Raw genomic sequence first — 21,635 nt, forward strand, 5'->3', positions numbered from 1 at the left:
ATGAAAAGGCGAATGCTATTGTATCCATTGCAGTTATCTTTGGTTTTATTAGTATCTTGTGGAAAATTAGATCAGTCATATGGTGTAAGTCTAAAAGATAACAAGGCTGTACATTTACAAAAGATTTCTTTTATTGAAAATGAGAAGGCAAATAAAAATATTTGGGAGAATAAGATTAAAATTATAATCCGTGGAGTAACTGTTACCGTAAAAGATTTGTATGCGGGAATAGAAGAAAGAACCATAGCTGGTGAAAAGGTATTAGTTGATAAATTGAATTTAATGACAAGTGAGATTAATTATGAAATATAAAAAAATTAATAGCGTAGTAACATACTTAATAATGACTCTTTGCCTGATGTCTATTAGTGCGTGTTCAACTCAATCTCAGAAATTGTCAAATACGAAAGAACAATCTTCTTTTGAAACTGAAATTAAGACTAATAAAAAGAAATGGAATAATAAGATTAAAAATATACCAGTAGTAAAATATCCTAAAATAAGTTCAACCACTGAAACAATAGAAGACGATCATGAGAACTTTAGCTTACAATTAGTTGAAGGCTTGAAAGATAGTAAACTGAATGAGGCTTCATTTTTTAAAGAGAATACAGTGATTAATGCTACGATTGTTAACTATAAAGAAATGAAAGATAAGGTTATAGGTCCGACTACTGAAGTAACTATATTTGTGAACAAAGTTCTCAGTGGAAGTAAATCATTGAAAGGGCGTACAATAAAAACCGAATTTGGTGGTGGACTGACAAAAGTGCAGTATTTATATACTGATGTTGAAGGAAATTATTATGGCAAGGATTATGGCTATAATAATCCAGACACAAAAGTTTTCGTTAACGATCCCGGTTTCCCTATGCCAAAAATTGGAAGTAAAATAGTAACACAAGTTGAAAATTTTTCGAATGTTAGTAGGGGAAAACGGCAGGATTATGAGACTAAATATAAATTAACTTCTAAAAATTTTTATCCTATTAAAGATCCCTATATTCTGTTTTGGATTAAGAAAGGAAATAAATATCAATTAAATAATCCAGGCTTTGTGAATATTCAAAATGATGAAATAGAGAAAATTACAAGTAAAATCAATAAACTGCTTCACAGTTAATAGGGGAAGATACACAGATTTTTTATTATTTAATCTTTAAATATTAAGAAGTACCAATTCAAAACCAGCGCAAACCCCAAATAGCAACTGAAGACGACAAACTAAACCAACCATCCTTAAAAAACGCGAACCAAGAAATCGATAAAAATAAATAAGAGTTAGGGACATAACTCCCAATTCGAAGTAAAAAAAGCAATTGAAAATTCCAAATAGTGGAATTTATCAATTGCTTTTTGTTAAATTTTGTCCCAAAACCTTTTTTACCCAAAATTGAATCGATTTCTTCTATTATAAACAGATATTAATAATCCAATAGCAATTAAGATGAATAATATTGTTTCAACAATTGTAAAGATACTGTCTATTACCGTTACTTTACCAGTCATCGTTACTCCGGAAACACTGAATACCAAGGTATCTAATAAGGTGTGAAAAATTACTATTATATAGAAGAGTTTAGTGTATAAGTAGATGCCACACATTAACAATCCCATTCCAAAAGCAAAGATTACTTGATTGAGAGTGTTAGCCAGGTTTTGACCTGCAGCCAGATTGGTCAAATGCAATAGGCCGAAGCAGAGACTGCTAATACCTGCCGCATAGAAAATTTGGTAACGGTGATTACGAAAGGCTCTCAATAAGATCGTTAGGAAGACATATCGGAAAAGTAATTCCTCAGCTATACCTGCTTCAAGCCCTGTTAAAATATTTTGAGGCTTAAAGGTGACATGTGAGAAATTAAAGGTGAAAAATGACTTTAAGAAAGAGCCGCTACCACCAAAAGCGTTCCATATTACGAACCAAATGCAAAAGATCAACAATAGCAAGAGGATTTTCCAATTGGCTTCTTTAGTGAGTCTCATCGAAGGTCCGGGATAACTCCAATGCTTCATGATGACTAAAGTTAACAGTAGGAAAATTATTGCACCCATGAAAGCTGAGTCGTTCAATAAGATGACAAAATGGTTCAATGAAAGAATCGTTCCATCGATCACCCCGTCAGTCGTACCCATGGCAACAACTTCAAAGATGAATAACATGCTCAATAGTTGTAGCCAAGTGTTTTGTATCCGACCGAAGAAAACAATCGTGTAAGGAATGTACATCACTAGCAAAGAGACTAGGAATAGTGCAATCGAACTGGGTAAGTTCCAATTATATAAACGCATCGTCACGCCAATGAGATAATAGTATGATTGAGCGATGATATACACTTGGAAGAATAATTGAAAAAGAAAATTCGTGCGGTCAATGATTCGTTGAGGATTCGGTTTAAGATAAAGTGCTAATAAATTCAAACCGATCGGTAAGAATAATAACAGGTTCTTAGTAACCGCACTGTAGCTGAAAATAATCAGAGCATTTAAAATCACTTGAACTTTAAATAGACGAAAATAAATTTTGTCTTTATTATTTTGAGCAAACCTGTTATTATAACTAAATTCGAGATTATTCAAATTACACCTCCATAGACTCTTTTTAGAGTATAGATGAAAATTCTTTTTTAAGAAAGCGACTTACATTTAAAAAAATGCTTGATTTCACCTTGAAAATGTGGAGTTCATCGTGTAATATTATAAGAGTGCTTATTTCGGTTAGAAGTATGTACCAAAGAGGTATTGAAAAAATATCGACGGCTTAGAAGTGAGAGGTTGCGACACACCCGGCCGCTTTGCCACGGCAGGGCTGGCGGATATTTTCACGGAGCCGGTCATCTTGAAAGAGACAAAAAGGAGGTAACCCCATGGCAAGTCAAAAAATTCGCATTCGTTTGAAGGCTTATGAACATCGTATTCTAGATCAATCAGCTGACAAAATTGTGGAAACAGCAAAGAGAACTGGAGCTCAAATTTCAGGTCCAATTCCATTGCCTACAGAACGTTCACTATATACAGTGTTAGCTTCACCACATAAGCATAAGGATTCTAGAGAGCAATTCGAAATGCGTACACATAAAAGACTTATCGACGTTGTTAACCCAACAAAGAAGACGGTTGATTCACTTATGAAGTTGGATCTACCATCAGGTGTTGACATTGAAATTAAATTATAATTATTAAAAAAATAAATTATTGGAGGTGCAAACATGGCCAGAAAAGGAATTCTTGGTAAAAAAGTCGGAATGACTCAAATTTTCACTGACAACGGTGAACTTGTTCCCGTAACAGTTGTTGAAGCAACACCAAACGTTGTTATGCAACTTAAGACAGTTGAAAATGATGGTTATGAGGCCGTTCAACTAGGTTTTGAAGACAGACGTGAAGTTCTATCAAACAAACCTGCCAAAGGTCATGCAGAAAAGGCAAATACAACTCCTAAGCACTACATTCGCGAATTCCGCGATGTTGAAATGGGAGACTACGAATTAGGTGGCAACGTTACAGTTGATACATTTAATTCTGGTGATATTGTCGACGTTACAGGTACAACAAAGGGACACGGAATGCAAGGTAACATCAAGCGTTTTGGTCAAGCTAGAGGTCCAGAAACTCACGGTTCTAGATATCACCGTGTTGCTGGTTCAATGGGTGCCATCATCAACCGTGTATTCAAAGGTAAGATGCTTCCAGGTGTTATGGGTAACAACCGTGTTACTACACAAAACCTTGAAATCATCAAAGTTGATGCTGAACGTAATGCAATCATGATTAAGGGAAATGTTCCCGGTGCTAACAAATCATTAGTTAAAATTCAAACAGCTATTAAAGCTAATCAAAAATAGGAAGGAGGAAATGAGTTATGACAAAAATCACAGCTTACAAAGATAACGGTGCTGAGAACGGTGCTGTTGAAGTAAAAGATGCAATCTTTGGTATCGAACCAAACGATAGTGTTGTTACAGATGCAGTCATCATGCAACGTGCATCAATGAGACAAGGTACTCATGATGTTAAGAACCGTTCCGAAGTACGTGGTGGTGGTAGAAAACCATGGCGTCAAAAGGGTACAGGACGTGCTCGTCAAGGTTCAATTAGATCACCTCAATGGGTAGGTGGTGGTGTCGTATTCGGCCCTACACCAAGATCTTATGCATATCACCTTCCTAAGAAGGTTAGCCGTTTGGCATTGAAGTCTGTACTTTCACAAAAGGCTGCTGACAGTAACCTAATCGTTATTGACTCAATTTCATACGACAAGCCAAGTACAAAAGCTTTTGCACAATTACTAAATACAGTAGGTGCTGACAACAAAGCTCTTGTAGTTGTTGAAGATGGCAACGACAACGTTGCTTTATCAGCAAGAAACATTGATAAGGTTAAGGTTGTTGCACCAGAAGGTGTTAACGTTCTTGACGTTATTAACGCTAACAAGTTAGTTGTTACAAAAGCAGCACTTTCTAAAATTGAGGAGGTGCTTGGATAATGAATGCAAGAGACGTAATTATTCGCCCCGTTGTTACTGAAAGCTCAATGGATGCTATGAGCGACAAGAAATATACTTTTGATGTTGCCTTAGATGCTAACAAAGTTCTTGTTAGACAAGCTATTGAAGAAATTTTCGGTGTTAAAGTTAAACAAGTAAATATTATGAATGTTTCAGGTAAGAAGAAACGCCAAGGCCGTTATGTTGGTTTCACAGCAAAACGTCGTAAGGCTATCATCACTCTTACAGCAGATTCAGACGAAATTAAGATTTTCGACGAAGAATAAATAAGGAGGTCCAATAATGGCGATTATCAAGTATAAACCAACCACAAACGGTCGTCGTAATATGACAGGTTCTGACTTTTCTGAGATCACTAAGACAACTCCTGAAAAGACACTTCTAGAATCACAAAGCCATACTGCTGGTCGTAACTCATACGGTCATATTACAGTTCGTCACCGTGGTGGTGGACACAAACAAAAATACCGTGTTATTGATTTCAAACGTATCAAAGACGGTGTCAAAGCTACAGTTAAGGCAATCGAATACGATCCTAACCGTACAGCAAATATTGCACTTATTCACTATTCAGATGGTGTTAAATCATACATCTTAGCTCCTAAAGGTCTTGAAGTAGGGCAAGTTATTCAATCTGGTAAAGAAGCTGATATCAAACCAGGTAACGCACTTGTACTTGCTGACATTCCTGTTGGTACTACAATCCATAACGTTGAATTGAAACCTGGTAAGGGTGGTCAAATCGGCCGTTCAGCTGGTACATCAATCCAATTGCTAGGTAGAGATGGAAAGTACTCAATCTTACGTTTACCTTCTGGTGAAGTTCGCTTGGTTCTTTCAACTTGCCGTGCAACTGTTGGTTCAATCGGTAATGAACAACATGAACTTATTAAGATTGGTAAAGCTGGTCGTAAGCGCTGGTTAGGTATGAGACCTACAGTTCGTGGATCAGTTATGAACCCTAACGATCACCCACACGGTGGTGGTGAAGGTAAAGCTCCTATCGGTCATCCATCTCCTATGTCACCATGGGGTAAGAAGACTCTTGGTAAGAAAACTCGTTCAACTCATGCCAAATCTGAAAAGCTTATCGTTCGTCATAGAAAAGGTAAGTAGACTATTCATTAGAATAATATAAGGAGGACATAAGATGAGTCGCAGTTTAAAAAAAGGACCATTCGCAGATGCACACCTTCTAAAGAAGATCGATGCACAAGCAGATTCTGACAAAAAGTCAGTTATCAAGACATGGTCAAGACGTTCAACAATTTTTCCTAGTTTCGTAGGATATACAATCGCAGTTCATGATGGACGTAAGCATGTTCCAGTTTATATCCAAGAAGATATGGTTGGACACAAGTTAGGTGAATTCGTACCTACACGTACATTCCATGGTCACGCAACAGATGACAAGAAGACAAAGAAATAAGAAGGGAGACTTAAATGATGGCAGAACAAGAAATTACATCTGCAACAGCTAGAGTTACAAACGTGCGTATTGCACCTCGTAAGGCTCGCCTTGTTATTGATCTAATCAGAGGCAAGCAAGCTGCTGAGGCACTTGCAATTTTGCAATTCACACCTAGAGCAGGCTCTCCAATTATTGCTAAAGCTCTTAAGTCAGCAATTGCAAACGCAGAACACAACTTTGATTTAGATGCACAAAACCTCTTCGTTAGCGAAGCATTCGTAGACGAAGGACCAACTCTAAAACGTTTCCGTCCTAGAGCAAAGGGTTCAGCATCACCAATTAACAAGAGAACAAGTCACATTACAGTCGTTGTAAGTGAAAAAGAATAGTATAGGAGGTAACTTTTAGTGGGTCAAAAGATTAATCCAGTCGGATTCCGTGTCGGTGTTATCCGTGACTGGGATGCCAAATGGTATGCAAACAATAAAGACTTTTCAACATTTTTACATGAAGACCTTAAGATTCGTAAGTATATTGAAGACAAACTTTCAAATGCTTCTGTCTCAAGAATCGAAATCGAACGTACTGCTAAGAACGTTACTGTTTCAATTCACACTGCTAAACCAGGTATGGTTATCGGTAAAGGTGGTTCTGAAGTTGAAAAATTACGTAATGAACTAAATAACTTAACTAACAGAAACATTCACATCAACATCATCGAAATCAAGAAACCTGATTTAGATGCAAAACTTGTTGGTGAAAGCATCGCCCGTCAACTTGAAGCTCGTATTGCTTTCAGACGTGCACAACGTCAAGCAGTTCAACGCTCAAGACGTGCAGGTGCTAAGGGTATCAAGGTACAAATTTCTGGTCGTTTGAACGGTGCTGATATGGCTCGTCGTGAATGGCATACAGAAGGAACTGTTCCTTTGCACACATTACGTGCTGATATCGATTATGCTTGGGTTGAAGCAAAGACAACATACGGTAATTTAGGTGTTAAAACTTGGATCTATCGTGGTGAAGTTCTTCCTGCTAAACCACAACATAACGACGAAACAAAAAATGAAGGGAAAGGAGAATAATCTATGCTAGTACCAAAACGTGTAAAACACCGTCGTGAATTCCGTGGCAAGATGCGCGGAGAAGCTAAAGGTGGCAAAGAAGTTACATTTGGTGAATATGGTTTGAGAGCACTTGACTCAAGCTGGATCACAAATAGACAAATTGAAGCAGCCCGTGTTGCTATGACTCGTTACATGAAGCGTGGTGGTAAGGTTTGGATTAAAATCTTCCCTCATAAATCATACACTGCTAAGGGTGTAGGTGTTCGTATGGGTAATGGTAAAGGTGCTCCAGCTGGTTGGGTAGCTCCAGTTAAACGTCAAAAGATTTTGTTTGAAATCGGTGGTGTTTCTGAAGAAGTTGCTCGCGAAGCTTTGAGACTTGCATCACACAAACTACCTGTTAGAACTAAGTTTGTAAAACGTGAGGAAGTAGGTGGCGCTGATGAAGGCTAGTGAAATCAAAGAGCTAACTGCTGCTCAATTGCAAGACAAAGTTAAAGAATATAAAGAAGAACTATTCAACTTGCGTTTCCAACAAGCTACAGGCCAATTGGAAAACACAGCTCGTCTAAAGGCTGTAAGAAAGAACATTGCAAGATTAAGAACAGCTCAAAACCAAAAGAATAACGAAAAATAATAAACAGGAAGGGGACATCAAGTTGAGCGAAACACAAGAAACTCGTAACCGTCGTAAGGTATATCAAGGACGCGTTGTTTCAGACAAGATGGATCAAACAATCGTTGTAGTTGTTGAAACTACTAAACAACATCCAGTCTATGGAAAACGTGTAAGATATTCTAAGAAATATTACGTTCAAGATGATAACAACGAAGCAAAAGTTGGCGATATTGTACGTATCATGGAAACTCGACCTTTGTCAAAGACAAAGCGCTTCCGTTTATTAGAAATCGTCGAAAAAGCAGTCAAAATCTAGACCATAACTGATGAGAGGAGGGCCAAAACGTGATTCAACAAGAAAGTCGTCTAAAAGTTGCAGATAATTCTGGAGCTCGTGAAATTCTAACAATTAAAGTTCTTGGTGGTTCAAACCGTAAGACAGCTAATATCGGTGATATTATCGTAGCTACTGTCAAACAAGCAACACCAGGTGGCGTTGTTAAAAAGGGTGACGTCGTTAAAGCTGTTATCGTAAGAACTGTATCAGGTGCTCACCGTACAGATGGTTCTTACATCAGATTTGATGAAAACGCCGCAGTTATTATTAATGCTGATAAAACACCTAGAGGAACACGTATCTTCGGACCCGTTGCTCGTGAACTACGTGATAACGATTTTATGAAGATCGTATCCCTAGCACCAGAAGTGCTATAAAAAGAACAATTAAATTCAGGAGGTGCTGAATAGTGTTTGTAAAAACTGGAGACAATGTCAAAGTTATTGCCGGTGATGCTAAGGGCAAGACAGGCGTAGTTAAAAAAGCTATCCCTGCTGCTAACAAAGTTATCGTCGAAGGCGTTAACGTTGTAAAGAAACACTCTAAGCCAACCAACGCTCAACCCCAAGGTGGAATTGTTGACGTTGAAAGACCTATTAGCGCAACTAACGTTAAAGTTGTAAGTAAGACAACTGATAAAGAAGATAAATAAGAAAGGAGAAAACTAAATGGTTAACGCATTAAAAGAAAAGTACGTTAGCGAAATCACACCATCAATGATGAAGAAGTTCAACTATTCATCAGTCATGGAAACACCTAAAGTTGAAAAGATTGTTTTGAACATGGGTGTTGGTGATGCAATTGCTAACTCAAAGAATCTTGACGAAGCTGTTGAAGAACTAGGTTTGATTGCTGGTCAAAAACCTTTGATCACAAAAGCTAAGAAATCAATCGCTGGTTTCAGACTTCGTGAAGGTATGTCAATCGGTGCTAAGGTTACACTTCGTGGTGACCGTATGTATGACTTCCTTGACAAACTAATCAACATTGCTTTACCACGTGTTCGTGACTTCCGTGGTGTATCAACACGTTCATTCGATGGCCGTGGTAACTACACATTAGGTGTTAAAGAACAATTGGTTTTCCCAGAAATTGACTACGATAAGGTTAACAAAATCCGTGGATTGGACATCGTTATTGTTACAACAGCTAACACAGATGAAGAATCACGTGAATTGTTATCACAAATCGGTATGCCATTCACAAAATAAATTAGGAGGTAAATTCATTGGCTAAGAAATCTCAAATCGTACGTAATCATAGACCCGCAAAGTTCTCATCTCAAGCTTATACACGTTGCGAACGCTGTGGACGTCCACATTCTGTATATCGTAAATTCAAGCTTTGCCGACTTTGCCTTCGTCAATTGGCTCATGAAGGTCAAATCCCTGGTATGAAAAAAGCTAGCTGGTAAGATTTTAATAAAAAAAGGAGGCAAATCAAATGGTCATGACAGATCCTATTGCAGATTACTTAACACGTATTCGTAATGCAAACATGGTTAAACATGAATCTCTAGAAATTCCTGCTTCAAACATCAAGAAGAGCATGACAGAGATTCTTAAGAATGAAGGATTTATCAAGGATTACGAAGTTATCGAAGATAACAAACAAAACGTACTTCGTATTTTCTTAAAATATGGTAAAGATCAACAACGCGTCATTTCAGGCTTGAAACGTATTTCAAGACCAGGTCTACGTAGTTATGTTGATTCAGATAACGTGCCAAAGGTTCTTAATGGATTAGGTATCGCTATTCTTTCAACTTCAAAAGGTGTTATTACTGACAAAGAAGCCCGCGCTCAACACGTTGGTGGAGAAGTAATCGCTTATATTTGGTAATATACTTAAAAAGTAAGGAGGTGCACTAATTTGAGTCGTATCGGTTATAAAGTAATTGAAATTCCAGCCGGAGTTACAGTTACTCAAAAAGATGAAAACATCACTGTTAAAGGCCCTAAGGGTGAATTAACAAGAGAATTCAGTCCAAAGATCAAGTTAACAATCGAAGGTAATGAAGCTAAGTTCACACGTGAAAGTGAAAATGATAAAGCTCTTCACGGAACAATGCGTTCAAACCTTAACAACATGATCATTGGTGTTACAGAAGGTTACGAAAAGAAACTTGAACTACGAGGTGTTGGTTACCGTGCACAAGTTAAAGGTGACACATTGACACTTTCAGTTGGATATTCACATCCAGTTGTTATGGATGCACCAAAAGGTATCAAGATCGAATCTCCTTCAAATACAGAAATCAACGTTTTAGGTATTTCAAAGCAAAAGGTTGGTCAATTTGCTGCTGAAATCCGCGATGTACGTTCTCCAGAACCTTATAAAGGTAAAGGTATTCGTTATGTTGGCGAATATGTACGTCGTAAAGAAGGTAAAACTGGTAAATAGTAAATAAATCTATGAGGTGAAAATTGTGATTACAAAACCAGACAAGAACAAAGCACGTCAAAAACGTCAAAGACGTATCCGTGCCAAAATCTCTGGTACTGCTGAGCGCCCACGCTTAAACGTATTCCGTTCGAATAAAAACATTTACGCTCAAATTATTGATGACGTAAAGGGTGTAACGCTAGCAAGTGCCTCAACTCTTGATAAAGAAATTAAAGACGGTTCAAAAGTTGAACAAGCTGAAGCTGTTGGTGCATTGATTGCACAAAGAGCACAAGAAGCTAAAATTAGCAATGTTATCTTTGATCGTGGCGGTTACCTATATCACGGTCGTGTTCAAAGTCTTGCTGAAGCAGCTCGTGAAAATGGGCTAAAATTCTAGAAGGAGGAAACCAAATTTATGACATATATCGATCCATCTCAATTAGAATTAGAAGATCGCGTTGTCTCAATCAACCGTGTTACTAAGGTTGTTAAAGGTGGACGCCGTCTACGTTTTGCTGCTATCGTAATCGTTGGTGACAAGAATGGTCACGTAGGTTTCGGTACTGGTAAAGCTCAAGAAGTTCCAGAAGCTATTCGTAAAGCTGTTGAAGATGCTAAGAAGAACCTTATTAGTGTTCCTATGGTTGGTTCAACAATTCCTCATGAAGTTATCGGTACTTACGGTGCTGGTAGAATCATGTTGAAGCCTGCTGAAGAAGGTTCTGGTATTGCTGCTGGTGGTGCTGTTCGTGCCGTTATCGAATTATCAGGTGTTGGTGATGTTACAAGTAAGTCACTTGGAAGAAATACACCAATCAACGTAATTCGTGCAACAATCGATGGACTAAAACAACTTAAGACTGCCGAAAGCGTTTCTGAAATGCGCGGAATCTCAGCCCAAGAATTGCTTAACTAGAAGAAAGGTGTGTAATAATGGCTAAACTTAAAATTACTCTAATTAGAAGTGCAGCTCACCGCCTTCCTGCTCAACGTAAAACAGTCAAAGAACTAGGCCTCGGAAGAGTTTCAAGTTCTGTTGTTAAGCCGGATGATGCTGCAATTCGTGGTGCTGTACGTAAAATCGCTCACTTAGTAAGCGTTGAAGAAGTTAAAGATTAATAAATTTATAAGAGATTAGGAGGTGCAATAATGGAACTAAACGAACTTAAGCCAAGTGCAGGCTCAAGACATGCAAGAAAACGTCTAGGTCGTGGTACTTCAAGTGGTACAGGTAAAACTGCTGGTCGTGGTCAAAAAGGTCAATTGGCTAGATCAGGTGGTAAGACACGTATTGGTTTTGAAGGTGGACAAATGCCTTTGTTCCGTCGTATGCCAAAACGTGGATTCAATAACATTAACCGCAAGGAATATGCTATTGTAAACCTAAGTGATTTAAGTAAGTTTAATGATGGTGCTGAAGTTAATGCAGAAACATTAAAAGAAGCTGGTATCATTAAGAAACAATATAATGGTGTTAAGTTGCTTGCTAACGGTGAGGTTAGTGCTAAGTTAACTGTTAAAGTTGCTAAGAGTTCAGCCGCAGCTACTAAAGCAATTGAAGCCGCTGGTGGCACTGTCGAGGTGATCTAATGCTTGGAACTATCAGAGATGCTCTAAAGGTAAAAGAAATTCGTAAGAAGATCCTATTTACCTTGATGTTACTTGTAATATATCGTTTAGGATCACAAATTACCGTTCCCGGAGTTAACGCTGCGGCAATGGAAAAGGTTGGTTCCACTGGACTTGTTCCTCTGTTGGATACCGTTACCGGTGGTGGTCTTTCGAACTATTCCATTTTCTCAATGGGTGTTTCACCATTCATCACGGCTCAAATTGTTGTTCAACTTTTACAAATGGATATTGTTCCTAAGTTTGTTGAGTGGAGTAAACAAGGTGAAGTTGGCCGTAGAAAGTTAAATCAAGTAACGAGATATTTGACGATTGTTTTAGGTTTTGTTCAGTCGATCGGTATTACAGCCGGTTTTAACCAATTAAGTGGTTTGGGATTAGTCAAATCTCCAAATATGTGGGCTTTCGTTTCCATCGGTATCATTTTAACCGGTGGTACGATGCTTCTTACTTGGATCGGTGAGCAGATCACTGAAAATGGTCTCGGTAATGGAGTTTCCGTAATTATTTTTGCTGGTATCATTGCTCGTTTCCCTAATGGGATTCAACAAATTTACCGTGATTATATTACAAATTCCAGTTCAGCAGATCTTGCTAAGAATATTGGCTTCCTAGTTGCCCTTGTGGTAATCATTTTGATTGTTGTTCAGTTTGTAACTTACGTTCAACAAGCAAACAGACGAATTCCAATTCAATATACAAGACGTGCTGCTGGTAGTGGTAGTGAAAGTTTCCTACCATTAAAGGTTAACGTTGCTGGTGTTATTCCCGTTATCTTCGCTAGTTCATTTATTGTTACGCCTCAAACAATTTTGATGGCCTTTCAAGCAAATCACAGTGGAGATCAATGGTATCAAGTATTAACTGAAATATTCAGTATGCAGACTACAACAGGTTCGATTATTTATACATTGTTGATTGTATTATTTACATTCTTCTATGCATTTGTTCAAGTAAATCCTGAGAAGCTTGCAGAGAACCTACAAAAACAAGGGGCTTATATCCCTGGAGTTTGGCCTGGTAATGAAACAATCAAGTTTATGTCAGGCGTTTTGATGAGACTATCAACTGTCGGAGCTGCGTTCCTAGGTTTAGTTTCATTGCTTCCATTATTAGCTGCTAACTTGTTCAACTTACCTCAATCCATCGGATTAGGTGGTACGAGTTTGTTGATCATCGTTGGTGTTGCTTTGGAAATGGATCGTCAATTACGTGGTCTTTTGATGAAACGTGAATACGTTGGATTTATTAGATAATTGGAGATGTGACAATGAATATTGTATTGATGGGATTACCTGGTGCAGGTAAAGGTACTCAAGCAGAAAAGATTGTTGAAGATTTTAAAGTTGTTCATATTTCAACAGGTGACATGTTTAGAGCTGCTATGGCCAACAAGACAGAAGTTGGTTTGAAAGCAAAAGGGTTCATCGACAAAGGTGAACTTGTTCCAGATGATGTTACCGAAGCTATCGTTGAAGAACGTTTAGCTGAAGATGATGTCCAAAAAGATGGATATATGTTAGATGGATTTCCGAGAACTCTTGAACAGGCTAACGCTTTACAGACAATTGCAAAGAATGTAAACAAACCGATAGATGCTGTCATCTATATCGATGTAAAGCCTGAAACATTAGTTGATCGTTTATCTGGAAGATATATTTGTTCTAACTGTGGCGCAACTTATCATAAGATCTACAATCCTACTAAGGTTGAAGGAACATGTGATGTCTGTGGCGGACATGATTTTTATCAACGTGAAGATGATAAGCCTGAGACTGTTAAGAATAGATTGAAAGTTAACATTGAAATGAATACACCATTAATTGATTTTTACGACAAGTTGAACTTGTTGCACAAGATCAATGGTGAACAAGAAATAGATGAAGTTTATAACGAAGTCAAGAAAGTTTTACAAAACTTGTAAAACTTTTTGCTTTGAATGTTTACATGTACGGAAAATTATTGTATAATTCGCCAGTATATGCAGAATAATTTCATCCCGTATGGAGGTTAATATCTTTGGCAAAAGAAGATGTCATTGAAGTAGAAGGTACAATTTCAGAAACATTGCCTAATGCGATGTTTAAGGTAAAACTTGAAAATGGCGCTACAGTTCTAGCCCATGTATCAGGTAAAATCCGCATGCACTACATTAGAATTTTACCCGGTGACAAGGTTACCGTGGAATTATCCCCTTATGATTTAACCAAGGGAAGAATTACATATAGATATAGATAATAAGTTTTTTAATGGAATGGAGGTTCCACAATATGAAAGTAAGACCATCCGTTAAACCTATGTGCGAACACTGTAAAGTAATTAAGAGACGCGGCCGCGTCATGGTTATTTGCTCTGCAGATCCAAAGCACAAACAAAGACAAGGATAATAAAATAGGAGGTGCATTGATTAATGGCTCGTATAGCAGGTGTAGATTTACCTCGTGATAAGAGAATTGTTATTGCTTTAACATACATTTTTGGTATTGGCGAAACAACAGCTCAAAAAGTGCTTAAAGATGCAGGCGTATCAGAGGACGTTCGTACAAGAGACTTAACTCCTGATCAAGAAGATAAAATTCGTGCAGAAGTTGATAAAATTCGTGTCGAAGGTGACTTACGTCGTGAAGTAAGCATGAACATCAAGAGACTACAAGAAATTGGCTCATATCGTGGTATGAGACATCGTCGTGGTTTGCCAGTTCGTGGACAAAACACAAAGAATAATGCAAGAACTCGTAAGGGTAAGAAGATTACCATTGCTGGTAAGAAGAAGTAATAATAAGATAGGAGGTTAATCATGGCACAAAGTAAAGGTCGTAAGCGTCGTACTAAGAAGCATATTGAATCTGGTGTTGCACATATCCACTCCACATTCAACAATACACTTGTTATGATCACTGATGTTAACGGTAATGCCGTTTCATGGTCATCAGCTGGTGCACTAGGATTCAAGGGTAGTCGTAAATCAACACCATTTGCCGCACAAATGGCTGGAGAAGCAGCTGCTAAAGAATCAATGGAACATGGTATGAAAACAGTCGAAGTAGCTGTTAAGGGTCCAGGATCTGGTCGTGAGGCTGCAATCCGTTCACTACAAGCTACTGGTTTGGAAATTACTGCTATTCGTGATGTTACACCAGTTCCTCACAATGGTTCTCGTCCTCCAAAGCGTCGTCGTGTATAGAATGGTTGTATACCCATATGAACTAAGCTACACACATTTCGTTTTGAAAGGGGAACTAACCGAATGATCGAATTTGAAAAGCCATCTATTACTTCTGTTGAAGAAAGTAGTAGTTACGGTAAATATATTATCGAACCGCTTGAAAGAGGTTATGGTACAACTTTAGGTAATTCATTACGTAGAGTTTTATTAGCATCATTACCTGGTACTGCGGTATCTGATATTCAAATAGACGGTGTATTGCATGAATTTTCAGCTGTTGATGGCGTAATTGAAGACGTTACCCAAATCGTGCTTAACGTTAAGAAATTAAAGCTCAAGTCTTATGCTGAAGACAGTTTAAAAGCTGAAATCGACATTGTTGGTCCAGCTACTGTTACAGCTAACGATATCAAAGCTGATGATGACTTGGAAATCCTCGATCCAGAACAATTTATTTGTACTGTTGCTGAGGGTGGACACTTCCACATGCAAATGACAATTAAAAATGGTCGTGGATATACTCCTGCAGAACAAAATAAGACGGACGAAACACCTATTGGTGTTCTTCCAGTTGACTCGATTTTTACACCTGTAGAAAAAGTTAACTATCAAGTTGAAAACACTCGTGTGGGTAAGAGAAACGACTTCGACAAATTAACAATCGATATCTGGACAAATGGTTCAATTGGACCACGCGAAGCTATTAGTTTGTCAGCTAAGATCCTTACAGAACATCTAAACAGTTTTGTAAACCTTACTGAAGAAGCTAAGAGTGCTGACATGATGATCGAAAAAGAGGAAACTCAAAAAGAAAAGAAACTTGAAATGACTATTGAAGAACTTGACTTGTCAGTTCGTTCATATAATTGTTTGAAGCGTGCTGGTATTAATACTGTGCAAGAGCTTACTGAAAAATCCGAAGCTGATATGATGCGTGTTCGTAACTTAGGACGCAAGTCACTAGTTGAGGTTAAAGAAAAGCTTGCTGATCTTGGATTGTCATTGAAGCAAGAAGACTAATAATATCAAATTCAAACAGGAGGTATAGACATGGGCTACCGCAAATTAGGACGTACAAGTTCACAAAGAAAAGCAATGTTGCGCGATTTAACTACTGATTTAATCATTAATGAACACATTGTAACAACTGAAACTCGTGCTAAAGAGATCAGTCGTACAACAGAAAAGATGATAACCTTAGGTAAACGCGGAGATTTGCATGCTCGTCGCCAAGCTGCTGCTTATGTTAGAAACGAAGTTGCTAACATTACAGAAGATGATGACGCAGTTGTTGTTCAATCAGCTCTTCAAAAACTTTTCAGTGATATCGCACCTCGTTACAAAGAACGTAATGGTGGATACACACGTATTTTGAAGACAACTCCACGCCGTGGAGATGCTGCTCCAATGGTTATTATTGAATTAGTTTAATAATAATTGTTTATTAATTATTAAAAAATCAGTCATTCTGATGAATTAGTGAGTGTTAAGATGATGGTCATTTTTGACTAAGTCTATCTCTGAGATCTCCTTAATTGGAGACACTAATTTGTCGAATGATTTTTTTTTGCTCAAATTTGTTATGATAGACGTAAAACATTTCGAGGGAGATAACTTTTGGAAAATATTATTTCTATTAAAGACTTAAACTATACTTATCCAGAAGCTAAGCATCAGGCAATTCGTGATCTCACGCTTGATATTCATAAGAATGAATGGCTATCGATCGTAGGAAAGAATGGTAGTGGCAAATCAACGTTGACCAAATTGATCGATGGATTGATAGAAGCTGACTCAGGTACGATTGCAATCGATGGACAAGTGATTGATGATCAAAATATTTGGGAGGCAAGAACCAAAATTGGGATTATTTTCCAAAACCCTGATCACCAATTTGTTGGTGCTACGGTGGAAGATGATGTAGCATTTGGCCTAGAGAATCAAGGTATGCCTCGTGAGCAGATGGTAAAAGAAGTTGACCAGGCTCTAAAATTAGTCAAGATGGCTGATTTTAAGAAGCGTGATCCCCAATCGTTATCCGGAGGACAAAAACAGCGGGTAGCGATTGCGGGAGTCTTGGCAACTAGACCCCAGATCATAATCATGGACGAATCGACTAGTATGCTGGACCCAGACGGTCGTAAGACGGTCTTGAATTTAGTTCAACAATTACGCAGTCAACAAGACTTGACGATTATTTCAATTACCCACGATATTGAAGAGACAGAACTGTCCCAAAGAATCGTTGTTTTGAATGACGGTCAGATTGTTCGAGATGGGACTCCGGATACGATCTATGAATTAGGCTCGGATTTACAAAAATATGGGCTTGAGGAGCCATTTACAAGTCAATTAATGTCAACACTAGGGGATAAAGTTAACTTGCCTCAAAACTACTTAAATGAAGAGGAGCTAAAGGAAACCTTATGGAAATTGTCTTCGAACATGTAACACATTCATATAATCCAGACAGTCCCACCGCTAGTTTAGGTCTTGACGATGTCTCACTAACAATTCAAGATAAAAAATTTACGGCTATCGTTGGTCAAACAGGTAGTGGGAAGTCAACTCTAGTTCGACATATCAATGCCCTTTTGAAACCAACTTCTGGTACGATAAAAGTCGGAGATCGTTTGATTACGCCTACGACCAATAACAAGAATCTGAAACCACTGCGCAAACAAGTAGGTATGGTCTTTCAATTTCCCGAAAATCAGTTGTTTGAAGAAACTGTGGAAAAAGATATCATGTTTGGACCCATGAACTTTGGGGCTACGGAAGCAGAAGCTAAAGCAAGCGCTCATGCAATGATCCAAAAAGTTGGTTTGGATGAATCCTTGTTGAAACAGTCGCCCTTTGATCTATCTGGTGGACAGATGCGGCGTGTGGCAATCGCGGGGGTGTTGGCTAGTGATCCCGAGACAATCATCTTAGATGAACCGACAGCTGGCCTGGACCCAGTGGGACGGCAAGAAATCATGGACTTATTCAAGGGGTTGCAAGCTCAGGGGAAAACGATCATTTTGATCACGCACAATATGGACGATGTGGCTAATTACGCCGATGAAATGGCAGTTATCCACCGTGGAAAACTTGTGGCTCAAGGTAAACCACCAAAAGTTTTCAACAACCAGGCTTTAATTAAAGATGGACTCTTGACCTTACCAAAGAGTGCTGTCTTTGCTAAAGACTTAATGGAGAGAAACTTTCAATTCACTGAATTACCGATTACAATTGACGAACTAGGAACTAAGATCAAACAACAGATAAATGGTGATTAATTAATGAATAAAATAATATTGGGAAGATATTTACCGGGAGATTCGATTATCTATCGCTTGGACCCTCGTGGTAAATTTCTGGCAACTTTTTTCTTTGTGGGGATTGTATTTCTAGCAAATAATGTGGCTTCTTATGGCTTTATGTTAATTTTCGTATTGTTTGCTGTCTATTTATCAAAAATCAGCTTTAGCTTCTTTTTAAAAGGACTGAGACCAGTCTTTTGGCTGATTCTGTTTACCGTTGCTTTGCAGTTACTATTTACGCCTAGCAGCCATCCAATTTGGCACTGGGGGATCTTTACACTGTCAAAAGAAGGGGCAGTAATTGCTGGCTATATCTTTATTCGCTTTATTTTAATTATTTTTATTTCGACCTTATTAACATTGACCACGACACCGATCGAAATTTCCGATTCAATCGAGAGCATTCTTAAACCGCTGAAAAAAATCAACTTTCCAGTGACTCAAGTAGCTTTAATGCTGTCGATTGCATTGCGATTCGTGCCGCTATTGGTTGATGAAACAACTAAGATCATGGACGCTCAACGGGCTCGTGGAGTTGACTTTGGCGAAGGTGGATTGATCAAGCGGATCAAGTCCTTTGTGCCAATTCTGATTCCTCTGTTCGTCAGCAGTTTTTCAATTGCCTATGATTTAGCGATTGCGATGGAATCACGAGGCTATAAGGATGGAGAAGGCCGTAGTAAATATCGGGTTCTCAATTGGGGACGACAAGACAATCTGATGGTGCTTTCGATGGCAGCTTTAACAGTGATTTTACTTTTATTACGGAGTTATTAATTTATGACAAGATACAAACTAACCATCGCCTATGATGGGACTAAGTTTCATGGCTTTCAACGACAAAATGAGCTGCGGACAGTTCAGGGTGTTTTAGAAAAAGCCTTGACGAAGATGACAAAAGGGCAGCAGATCGACGTTTTCGGTTCTGGTCGGACTGATGCCGGAGTGCATGCTTTAGGACAAGTGATTCACTTTGATTATCCAGGGAAGATCCCGGCAGAGAGTATGTTAAAGGCAATCAATTCGTTAATGCCATTAGATGTCGTCGTAAAAGATGCTCAGATTGTCGATGAGAATTTTCATGCCCGCTTTGGGGTGAAACGAAAGACTTATCAATATCGTGTCGCTTTAGGACATTATACGGATCCCTTCAAACGTTTTTACACAGGTCATTATCCTTACAAGCTGTCTGTGGATAAAATCCAGTTAGCGTTACAAGATCTAATTGGGGAACATGATTTTACCAGTTTTGCGGCTTCAGGCGGTGTGATAGAAAATAAAGTTAGGACTATCTATTCTGCAACATGCGTGTATAATGAGAACAATGACGAATTAGTTTTCGAATTTACAGGCAATGGCTTCCTATATAATATGGTTAGAATTTTAGTTGCTACTCTGTTGGAGATTGGTAATGGGCGTCGGGATGTACATGATTTCTTGCGATTATTTGAAGTTAAAGATCGCCAAGAAGCACGTGGTACAGCACCAGCTAGCGGGCTATATTTAAAAGAAGTTTTTTATGAATAATCTGTGGATAAATATTGACTTAGGGTTAAAATCACAGTATTATTGTAACTGGTATTGTTTGCCCCACGATAAGCCCCGGAAACTTATTGAGTTGTCAAACAGACGTAGAAACTGGAGGAAATTAAAGTGCGTACAACACCATTAGCAAAAGCAAGTGAAGTTGAACGTAAATGGTATGTAATTGACGGTGAAGATGTTGTCTTAGGTAGACTTTCATCAGTTGTTGCTTCTATTCTTAGAGGTAAGAACAAACCAACTTACACACCTAACGTTGATACAGGTGACAATGTGATTGTCATCAATGCAGATAAAGTTAGATTAACAGGTAAGAAAGCTAAGAATAAGATTTATTATTCTCACTCAGATCACCCAGGTGGGTTGAAGAGTATCAGCGCCGGCGAAAAGCAAGCTACAAAGCCAGAACGCTTTGTTGAAGATTCAATTCGCGGTATGTTGCCTAAGAACACTCTTGGTCGTCAAGAAATTAAGAAGTTGCATGTATATGCAGGTTCAGAACATAACCACCAAGCCCAAAATCCAGAAATGTTGGATATCAACAAACTAATTTAAGGAGGAAAAGAATTTGGCACAAGTATCATACGCCGGAACAGGTCGTCGCAAGGACTCAGTTGCTCGTGTACGCCTAGTACCCGGAAACGGAAAGATTACTATCAACAAACGTGATGTCAAAGATTACATTCCTTTTGACAATTTGATTGCTGATATGAAACAACCTCTAGATATTACTGAAACAGCAGAAAGCTATGACGTTATTGCTAACGTTAATGGTGGAGGCTTCTCAGGACAAGCTGGAGCAATTAGACATGGTATCGCAAGAGCACTTCTTGATGTAGATCCTGATTTCAGACCTTCACTCAAGTCAGCTGGCTTCTTGACACGTGACCCTCGTATGAAGGAACGTAAGAAACCAGGTCTTAAGAAAGCCCGTAAGGCTTCACAATTCTCAAAACGTTAATATTTATATTTTCTGTTTTGGATCAAAAACATCTCTCAGTGTGAGGGATGTTTTTTTGTTAGCATTAGATTATGAAAAGAGGGAAAATTTATGCTTAATGTAGAAAACTTATCCACAAGTTATCAAGTACGTAAATTGACAGTTCAAGATGCCAATAAAGCTTTTGCATTAGTTCAAAGCAATCCAACTTATTTTTCTTATTGTCCACCACAGGCAACGCGTCACAGTATTTTGGAAGATATGAAAGTCGTACCAGCTAACAAAACCTTGGATGACAAGTATTACGTCGGTTTCTTTAAGGATAATGATCTAATAGCTATCCTTGATTTGGTTACTTCATATCCTGATGATAAGAGTGCTTGGATGGGATTTTTCATGGTCGACGCCAAATATCAAGGTAAGGGTATTGGAAGTTCCATTATGAGTGATGTATTAAGTGCTGTGGAAAATTCTGGGATAAGTCGAATAGAATTAGCCTATGCCAAAGGAAATGTTCAGAGCGAACAATTCTTGCTCAAGAATGGCTTCGTTAAAGACGGACGGGAAATTCCAGTTCCCGGTTATACAGTTGTTGTGATGGAGCAGAATTTAGCGGGCATGGTTTAACTATTTCATAGAGAGTTCCGAAAATTTTAATTCGAATGGAACATATTTTAAAGGAAATTATTAATATTATGTATCGACAACTGAATGATAAGGTTGC

The 21,635-nt window shown here is 38.3% G+C and carries 39 protein-coding genes; 38 read left to right on the forward strand and 1 reads right to left on the reverse strand.

From position 1 onward, the window contains the following. A complete protein-coding gene (locus ACYT32_RS09850; RefSeq protein WP_395265947.1) occupies nucleotides 1-312 on the forward strand; it encodes a hypothetical protein in 312 nt (103 codons plus the stop codon). After that, nucleotides 302-1,123 (forward strand): hypothetical protein, encoded by an 822-nt coding sequence (locus tag ACYT32_RS09855; RefSeq protein WP_395265948.1) that lies wholly within the window; start codon nucleotides 302-304, stop codon nucleotides 1,121-1,123. Before ACYT32_RS09850 ends, ACYT32_RS09855 begins: the two co-directional genes overlap by 11 nt. 260 nt (nucleotides 1,124-1,383) lie before the next feature. Here ACYT32_RS09855 and ACYT32_RS09860 read toward each other — a convergent pair whose 3' ends face one another. Further along, a complete protein-coding gene (locus ACYT32_RS09860) occupies nucleotides 1,384-2,580 on the reverse strand; it encodes a CPBP family intramembrane glutamic endopeptidase (RefSeq protein WP_395265949.1) in 1,197 nt (398 codons plus the stop codon). Between the two features lie 287 nt (nucleotides 2,581-2,867). On the opposite strand from ACYT32_RS09860, the gene rpsJ reads away from it, so the two are divergent. From rpsJ to ACYT32_RS10040, 36 genes are all read left to right on the forward strand, one after another. Then, nucleotides 2,868-3,176, forward strand: a complete 309-nt coding sequence (gene rpsJ / locus ACYT32_RS09865) for a 30S ribosomal protein S10 (RefSeq protein ID WP_010018513.1) — start codon at nucleotides 2,868-2,870, stop codon at nucleotides 3,174-3,176. Between the two features lie 33 nt (nucleotides 3,177-3,209). Continuing rightward, the gene (gene rplC / locus ACYT32_RS09870; RefSeq protein ID WP_010018514.1) at nucleotides 3,210-3,845 is read left to right on the forward strand and encodes a 50S ribosomal protein L3; all 636 of its coding nucleotides are present in this window, start codon (nucleotides 3,210-3,212) and stop codon (nucleotides 3,843-3,845) included. 17 nt (nucleotides 3,846-3,862) lie between these two features. After that, nucleotides 3,863-4,486 (forward strand): 50S ribosomal protein L4, encoded by a 624-nt coding sequence (gene rplD, locus ACYT32_RS09875; RefSeq protein WP_395265950.1) that lies wholly within the window; start codon nucleotides 3,863-3,865, stop codon nucleotides 4,484-4,486. Next, nucleotides 4,486-4,773: a 50S ribosomal protein L23 gene (gene rplW, locus ACYT32_RS09880; protein WP_395265951.1), complete on the forward strand. Its 288-nt coding sequence runs from the start codon at nucleotides 4,486-4,488 to the stop codon at nucleotides 4,771-4,773. Before rplD ends, rplW begins: the two co-directional genes overlap by 1 nt. A 16-nt stretch (nucleotides 4,774-4,789) precedes the next feature. Beyond that, a complete protein-coding gene (gene rplB / locus ACYT32_RS09885; protein WP_395265952.1) occupies nucleotides 4,790-5,623 on the forward strand; it encodes a 50S ribosomal protein L2 in 834 nt (277 codons plus the stop codon). 34 nt (nucleotides 5,624-5,657) lie between these two features. After that, complete coding sequence (gene rpsS / locus ACYT32_RS09890) at nucleotides 5,658-5,936, forward strand: 30S ribosomal protein S19 (RefSeq protein WP_395265953.1); 279 nt, start codon at nucleotides 5,658-5,660, stop codon at nucleotides 5,934-5,936. Between the two features lie 17 nt (nucleotides 5,937-5,953). Then, on the forward strand, nucleotides 5,954-6,307 hold the full coding sequence (gene rplV / locus ACYT32_RS09895) for a 50S ribosomal protein L22 (protein WP_120144181.1): 354 nt from the start codon (nucleotides 5,954-5,956) through the stop codon (nucleotides 6,305-6,307). Between the two features lie 18 nt (nucleotides 6,308-6,325). Continuing rightward, nucleotides 6,326-7,003, forward strand: a complete 678-nt coding sequence (gene rpsC / locus ACYT32_RS09900) for a 30S ribosomal protein S3 (protein ID WP_395265954.1) — start codon at nucleotides 6,326-6,328, stop codon at nucleotides 7,001-7,003. Nucleotides 7,004-7,006: 3 nt separating this feature from the next. After that, nucleotides 7,007-7,438, forward strand: coding sequence for a 50S ribosomal protein L16 (rplP, locus tag ACYT32_RS09905; RefSeq protein ID WP_395265955.1), 432 nt, complete (start codon nucleotides 7,007-7,009; stop codon nucleotides 7,436-7,438). Then, entirely contained in the window at nucleotides 7,428-7,622 is a 195-nt protein-coding gene (gene rpmC, locus ACYT32_RS09910) for a 50S ribosomal protein L29 (RefSeq protein WP_010018524.1), read from the forward strand. The genes rplP and rpmC overlap by 11 nt, the downstream gene beginning before the upstream one ends. 22 nt (nucleotides 7,623-7,644) lie before the next feature. Beyond that, nucleotides 7,645-7,920 (forward strand): 30S ribosomal protein S17, encoded by a 276-nt coding sequence (gene rpsQ, locus ACYT32_RS09915; RefSeq protein WP_041501339.1) that lies wholly within the window; start codon nucleotides 7,645-7,647, stop codon nucleotides 7,918-7,920. 29 nt (nucleotides 7,921-7,949) lie between these two features. Beyond that, nucleotides 7,950-8,318 carry a 50S ribosomal protein L14 gene (rplN, locus tag ACYT32_RS09920; protein WP_025084417.1) on the forward strand — a complete coding sequence of 123 codons (369 nt, stop codon included), beginning with the start codon at nucleotides 7,950-7,952 and terminating at the stop codon, nucleotides 8,316-8,318. A 32-nt stretch (nucleotides 8,319-8,350) separates the two neighbouring features. Beyond that, nucleotides 8,351-8,593 carry a 50S ribosomal protein L24 gene (gene rplX, locus ACYT32_RS09925; RefSeq protein ID WP_395265956.1) on the forward strand — a complete coding sequence of 81 codons (243 nt, stop codon included), beginning with the start codon at nucleotides 8,351-8,353 and terminating at the stop codon, nucleotides 8,591-8,593. 16 nt (nucleotides 8,594-8,609) lie between these two features. Next, on the forward strand, nucleotides 8,610-9,152 hold the full coding sequence (gene rplE, locus ACYT32_RS09930; protein WP_395265957.1) for a 50S ribosomal protein L5: 543 nt from the start codon (nucleotides 8,610-8,612) through the stop codon (nucleotides 9,150-9,152). A gap of 17 nt (nucleotides 9,153-9,169) precedes the next feature. Further along, nucleotides 9,170-9,355, forward strand: coding sequence for a type Z 30S ribosomal protein S14 (locus tag ACYT32_RS09935; protein WP_010018530.1), 186 nt, complete (start codon nucleotides 9,170-9,172; stop codon nucleotides 9,353-9,355). 29 nt (nucleotides 9,356-9,384) lie between these two features. After that, nucleotides 9,385-9,783 (forward strand): 30S ribosomal protein S8, encoded by a 399-nt coding sequence (rpsH, locus tag ACYT32_RS09940; RefSeq protein ID WP_102196865.1) that lies wholly within the window; start codon nucleotides 9,385-9,387, stop codon nucleotides 9,781-9,783. 30 nt (nucleotides 9,784-9,813) lie between these two features. After that, a complete protein-coding gene (gene rplF, locus ACYT32_RS09945; protein WP_395265958.1) occupies nucleotides 9,814-10,344 on the forward strand; it encodes a 50S ribosomal protein L6 in 531 nt (176 codons plus the stop codon). 16 nt (nucleotides 10,345-10,360) lie between these two features. Beyond that, nucleotides 10,361-10,726: a 50S ribosomal protein L18 gene (rplR, locus tag ACYT32_RS09950; RefSeq protein ID WP_395265959.1), complete on the forward strand. Its 366-nt coding sequence runs from the start codon at nucleotides 10,361-10,363 to the stop codon at nucleotides 10,724-10,726. Between the two features lie 18 nt (nucleotides 10,727-10,744). Then, on the forward strand, nucleotides 10,745-11,245 hold the full coding sequence (rpsE, locus tag ACYT32_RS09955; protein WP_395265960.1) for a 30S ribosomal protein S5: 501 nt from the start codon (nucleotides 10,745-10,747) through the stop codon (nucleotides 11,243-11,245). A 17-nt stretch (nucleotides 11,246-11,262) separates the two neighbouring features. Then, nucleotides 11,263-11,448 (forward strand): 50S ribosomal protein L30, encoded by a 186-nt coding sequence (gene rpmD, locus ACYT32_RS09960; protein ID WP_041501346.1) that lies wholly within the window; start codon nucleotides 11,263-11,265, stop codon nucleotides 11,446-11,448. Nucleotides 11,449-11,478: 30 nt separating this feature from the next. Continuing rightward, on the forward strand, nucleotides 11,479-11,919 hold the full coding sequence (gene rplO / locus ACYT32_RS09965) for a 50S ribosomal protein L15 (RefSeq protein ID WP_395265961.1): 441 nt from the start codon (nucleotides 11,479-11,481) through the stop codon (nucleotides 11,917-11,919). Beyond that, nucleotides 11,919-13,214, forward strand: coding sequence for a preprotein translocase subunit SecY (gene secY, locus ACYT32_RS09970; RefSeq protein ID WP_395265963.1), 1,296 nt, complete (start codon nucleotides 11,919-11,921; stop codon nucleotides 13,212-13,214). The genes rplO and secY overlap by 1 nt, the downstream gene beginning before the upstream one ends. Nucleotides 13,215-13,228: 14 nt before the next feature. Then, nucleotides 13,229-13,882, forward strand: a complete 654-nt coding sequence (locus tag ACYT32_RS09975) for an adenylate kinase (protein WP_057891235.1) — start codon at nucleotides 13,229-13,231, stop codon at nucleotides 13,880-13,882. A 95-nt stretch (nucleotides 13,883-13,977) separates the two neighbouring features. Beyond that, on the forward strand, nucleotides 13,978-14,196 hold the full coding sequence (infA, locus tag ACYT32_RS09980; protein WP_010018544.1) for a translation initiation factor IF-1: 219 nt from the start codon (nucleotides 13,978-13,980) through the stop codon (nucleotides 14,194-14,196). 32 nt (nucleotides 14,197-14,228) lie between these two features. After that, entirely contained in the window at nucleotides 14,229-14,345 is a 117-nt protein-coding gene (rpmJ, locus tag ACYT32_RS09985; RefSeq protein ID WP_010018546.1) for a 50S ribosomal protein L36, read from the forward strand. A 23-nt stretch (nucleotides 14,346-14,368) separates the two neighbouring features. Beyond that, a complete protein-coding gene (rpsM, locus tag ACYT32_RS09990) occupies nucleotides 14,369-14,734 on the forward strand; it encodes a 30S ribosomal protein S13 (RefSeq protein ID WP_395265964.1) in 366 nt (121 codons plus the stop codon). A 21-nt stretch (nucleotides 14,735-14,755) separates the two neighbouring features. Further along, nucleotides 14,756-15,142: a 30S ribosomal protein S11 gene (gene rpsK / locus ACYT32_RS09995; RefSeq protein WP_025023834.1), complete on the forward strand. Its 387-nt coding sequence runs from the start codon at nucleotides 14,756-14,758 to the stop codon at nucleotides 15,140-15,142. A gap of 63 nt (nucleotides 15,143-15,205) precedes the next feature. Continuing rightward, a complete protein-coding gene (locus ACYT32_RS10000) occupies nucleotides 15,206-16,144 on the forward strand; it encodes a DNA-directed RNA polymerase subunit alpha (RefSeq protein ID WP_119325798.1) in 939 nt (312 codons plus the stop codon). Nucleotides 16,145-16,174: 30 nt separating this feature from the next. Beyond that, a complete protein-coding gene (gene rplQ, locus ACYT32_RS10005) occupies nucleotides 16,175-16,555 on the forward strand; it encodes a 50S ribosomal protein L17 (RefSeq protein WP_057891232.1) in 381 nt (126 codons plus the stop codon). A gap of 186 nt (nucleotides 16,556-16,741) precedes the next feature. Beyond that, the gene (locus ACYT32_RS10010; protein WP_395265965.1) at nucleotides 16,742-17,575 is read left to right on the forward strand and encodes an energy-coupling factor ABC transporter ATP-binding protein; all 834 of its coding nucleotides are present in this window, start codon (nucleotides 16,742-16,744) and stop codon (nucleotides 17,573-17,575) included. After that, nucleotides 17,551-18,405: an energy-coupling factor transporter ATPase gene (locus tag ACYT32_RS10015; protein ID WP_395265966.1), complete on the forward strand. Its 855-nt coding sequence runs from the start codon at nucleotides 17,551-17,553 to the stop codon at nucleotides 18,403-18,405. Before ACYT32_RS10010 ends, ACYT32_RS10015 begins: the two co-directional genes overlap by 25 nt. A gap of 3 nt (nucleotides 18,406-18,408) precedes the next feature. Further along, entirely contained in the window at nucleotides 18,409-19,206 is a 798-nt protein-coding gene (locus tag ACYT32_RS10020) for an energy-coupling factor transporter transmembrane component T family protein (protein ID WP_395265967.1), read from the forward strand. A 3-nt stretch (nucleotides 19,207-19,209) separates the two neighbouring features. Then, nucleotides 19,210-19,956 (forward strand): tRNA pseudouridine(38-40) synthase TruA, encoded by a 747-nt coding sequence (gene truA / locus ACYT32_RS10025; RefSeq protein WP_395265968.1) that lies wholly within the window; start codon nucleotides 19,210-19,212, stop codon nucleotides 19,954-19,956. A 126-nt stretch (nucleotides 19,957-20,082) separates the two neighbouring features. Beyond that, complete coding sequence (gene rplM / locus ACYT32_RS10030) at nucleotides 20,083-20,526, forward strand: 50S ribosomal protein L13 (RefSeq protein ID WP_395265969.1); 444 nt, start codon at nucleotides 20,083-20,085, stop codon at nucleotides 20,524-20,526. Between the two features lie 13 nt (nucleotides 20,527-20,539). Then, nucleotides 20,540-20,932 carry a 30S ribosomal protein S9 gene (gene rpsI / locus ACYT32_RS10035; RefSeq protein WP_395265970.1) on the forward strand — a complete coding sequence of 131 codons (393 nt, stop codon included), beginning with the start codon at nucleotides 20,540-20,542 and terminating at the stop codon, nucleotides 20,930-20,932. A 90-nt stretch (nucleotides 20,933-21,022) separates the two neighbouring features. Then, on the forward strand, nucleotides 21,023-21,538 hold the full coding sequence (locus ACYT32_RS10040; RefSeq protein WP_395265971.1) for a GNAT family N-acetyltransferase: 516 nt from the start codon (nucleotides 21,023-21,025) through the stop codon (nucleotides 21,536-21,538). Nucleotides 21,539-21,635 lie beyond the last annotated feature (97 nt).

It is taken from the genome of Companilactobacillus sp. FL22-3 (genome assembly GCF_054881455.1).

What these genes read in the sequence shown, in the direction of transcription:
- ACYT32_RS09850 (WP_395265947.1), top strand. Translation starts at nt 1, where the DNA reads ATGAAAAGGCGAATGCTATTGTATCCATTGCAGTTATCTTTGGTTTTA.
- ACYT32_RS09855 (WP_395265948.1), top strand. Translation starts at nt 302, where the DNA reads ATGAAATATAAAAAAATTAATAGCGTAGTAACATACTTAATAATGACT.
- rpsJ (WP_010018513.1), top strand. Translation starts at nt 2,868, where the DNA reads ATGGCAAGTCAAAAAATTCGCATTCGTTTGAAGGCTTATGAACATCGT.
- rplC (WP_010018514.1), top strand. Translation starts at nt 3,210, where the DNA reads ATGGCCAGAAAAGGAATTCTTGGTAAAAAAGTCGGAATGACTCAAATT.
- rplD (WP_395265950.1), top strand. Translation starts at nt 3,863, where the DNA reads ATGACAAAAATCACAGCTTACAAAGATAACGGTGCTGAGAACGGTGCT.
- rplW (WP_395265951.1), top strand. Translation starts at nt 4,486, where the DNA reads ATGAATGCAAGAGACGTAATTATTCGCCCCGTTGTTACTGAAAGCTCA.
- rplB (WP_395265952.1), top strand. Translation starts at nt 4,790, where the DNA reads ATGGCGATTATCAAGTATAAACCAACCACAAACGGTCGTCGTAATATG.
- rpsS (WP_395265953.1), top strand. Translation starts at nt 5,658, where the DNA reads ATGAGTCGCAGTTTAAAAAAAGGACCATTCGCAGATGCACACCTTCTA.
- rplV (WP_120144181.1), top strand. Translation starts at nt 5,954, where the DNA reads ATGGCAGAACAAGAAATTACATCTGCAACAGCTAGAGTTACAAACGTG.
- rplP (WP_395265955.1), top strand. Translation starts at nt 7,007, where the DNA reads ATGCTAGTACCAAAACGTGTAAAACACCGTCGTGAATTCCGTGGCAAG.
- rpmC (WP_010018524.1), top strand. Translation starts at nt 7,428, where the DNA reads ATGAAGGCTAGTGAAATCAAAGAGCTAACTGCTGCTCAATTGCAAGAC.
- rplE (WP_395265957.1), top strand. Translation starts at nt 8,610, where the DNA reads ATGGTTAACGCATTAAAAGAAAAGTACGTTAGCGAAATCACACCATCA.
- rpsH (WP_102196865.1), top strand. Translation starts at nt 9,385, where the DNA reads ATGGTCATGACAGATCCTATTGCAGATTACTTAACACGTATTCGTAAT.
- rpsE (WP_395265960.1), top strand. Translation starts at nt 10,745, where the DNA reads ATGACATATATCGATCCATCTCAATTAGAATTAGAAGATCGCGTTGTC.
- rpmD (WP_041501346.1), top strand. Translation starts at nt 11,263, where the DNA reads ATGGCTAAACTTAAAATTACTCTAATTAGAAGTGCAGCTCACCGCCTT.
- rplO (WP_395265961.1), top strand. Translation starts at nt 11,479, where the DNA reads ATGGAACTAAACGAACTTAAGCCAAGTGCAGGCTCAAGACATGCAAGA.
- secY (WP_395265963.1), top strand. Translation starts at nt 11,919, where the DNA reads ATGCTTGGAACTATCAGAGATGCTCTAAAGGTAAAAGAAATTCGTAAG.
- ACYT32_RS09975 (WP_057891235.1), top strand. Translation starts at nt 13,229, where the DNA reads ATGAATATTGTATTGATGGGATTACCTGGTGCAGGTAAAGGTACTCAA.
- rpmJ (WP_010018546.1), top strand. Translation starts at nt 14,229, where the DNA reads ATGAAAGTAAGACCATCCGTTAAACCTATGTGCGAACACTGTAAAGTA.
- rpsM (WP_395265964.1), top strand. Translation starts at nt 14,369, where the DNA reads ATGGCTCGTATAGCAGGTGTAGATTTACCTCGTGATAAGAGAATTGTT.
- rpsK (WP_025023834.1), top strand. Translation starts at nt 14,756, where the DNA reads ATGGCACAAAGTAAAGGTCGTAAGCGTCGTACTAAGAAGCATATTGAA.
- ACYT32_RS10000 (WP_119325798.1), top strand. Translation starts at nt 15,206, where the DNA reads ATGATCGAATTTGAAAAGCCATCTATTACTTCTGTTGAAGAAAGTAGT.
- rplQ (WP_057891232.1), top strand. Translation starts at nt 16,175, where the DNA reads ATGGGCTACCGCAAATTAGGACGTACAAGTTCACAAAGAAAAGCAATG.
- ACYT32_RS10015 (WP_395265966.1), top strand. Translation starts at nt 17,551, where the DNA reads ATGGAAATTGTCTTCGAACATGTAACACATTCATATAATCCAGACAGT.
- ACYT32_RS10020 (WP_395265967.1), top strand. Translation starts at nt 18,409, where the DNA reads ATGAATAAAATAATATTGGGAAGATATTTACCGGGAGATTCGATTATC.
- truA (WP_395265968.1), top strand. Translation starts at nt 19,210, where the DNA reads ATGACAAGATACAAACTAACCATCGCCTATGATGGGACTAAGTTTCAT.
- ACYT32_RS10040 (WP_395265971.1), top strand. Translation starts at nt 21,023, where the DNA reads ATGCTTAATGTAGAAAACTTATCCACAAGTTATCAAGTACGTAAATTG.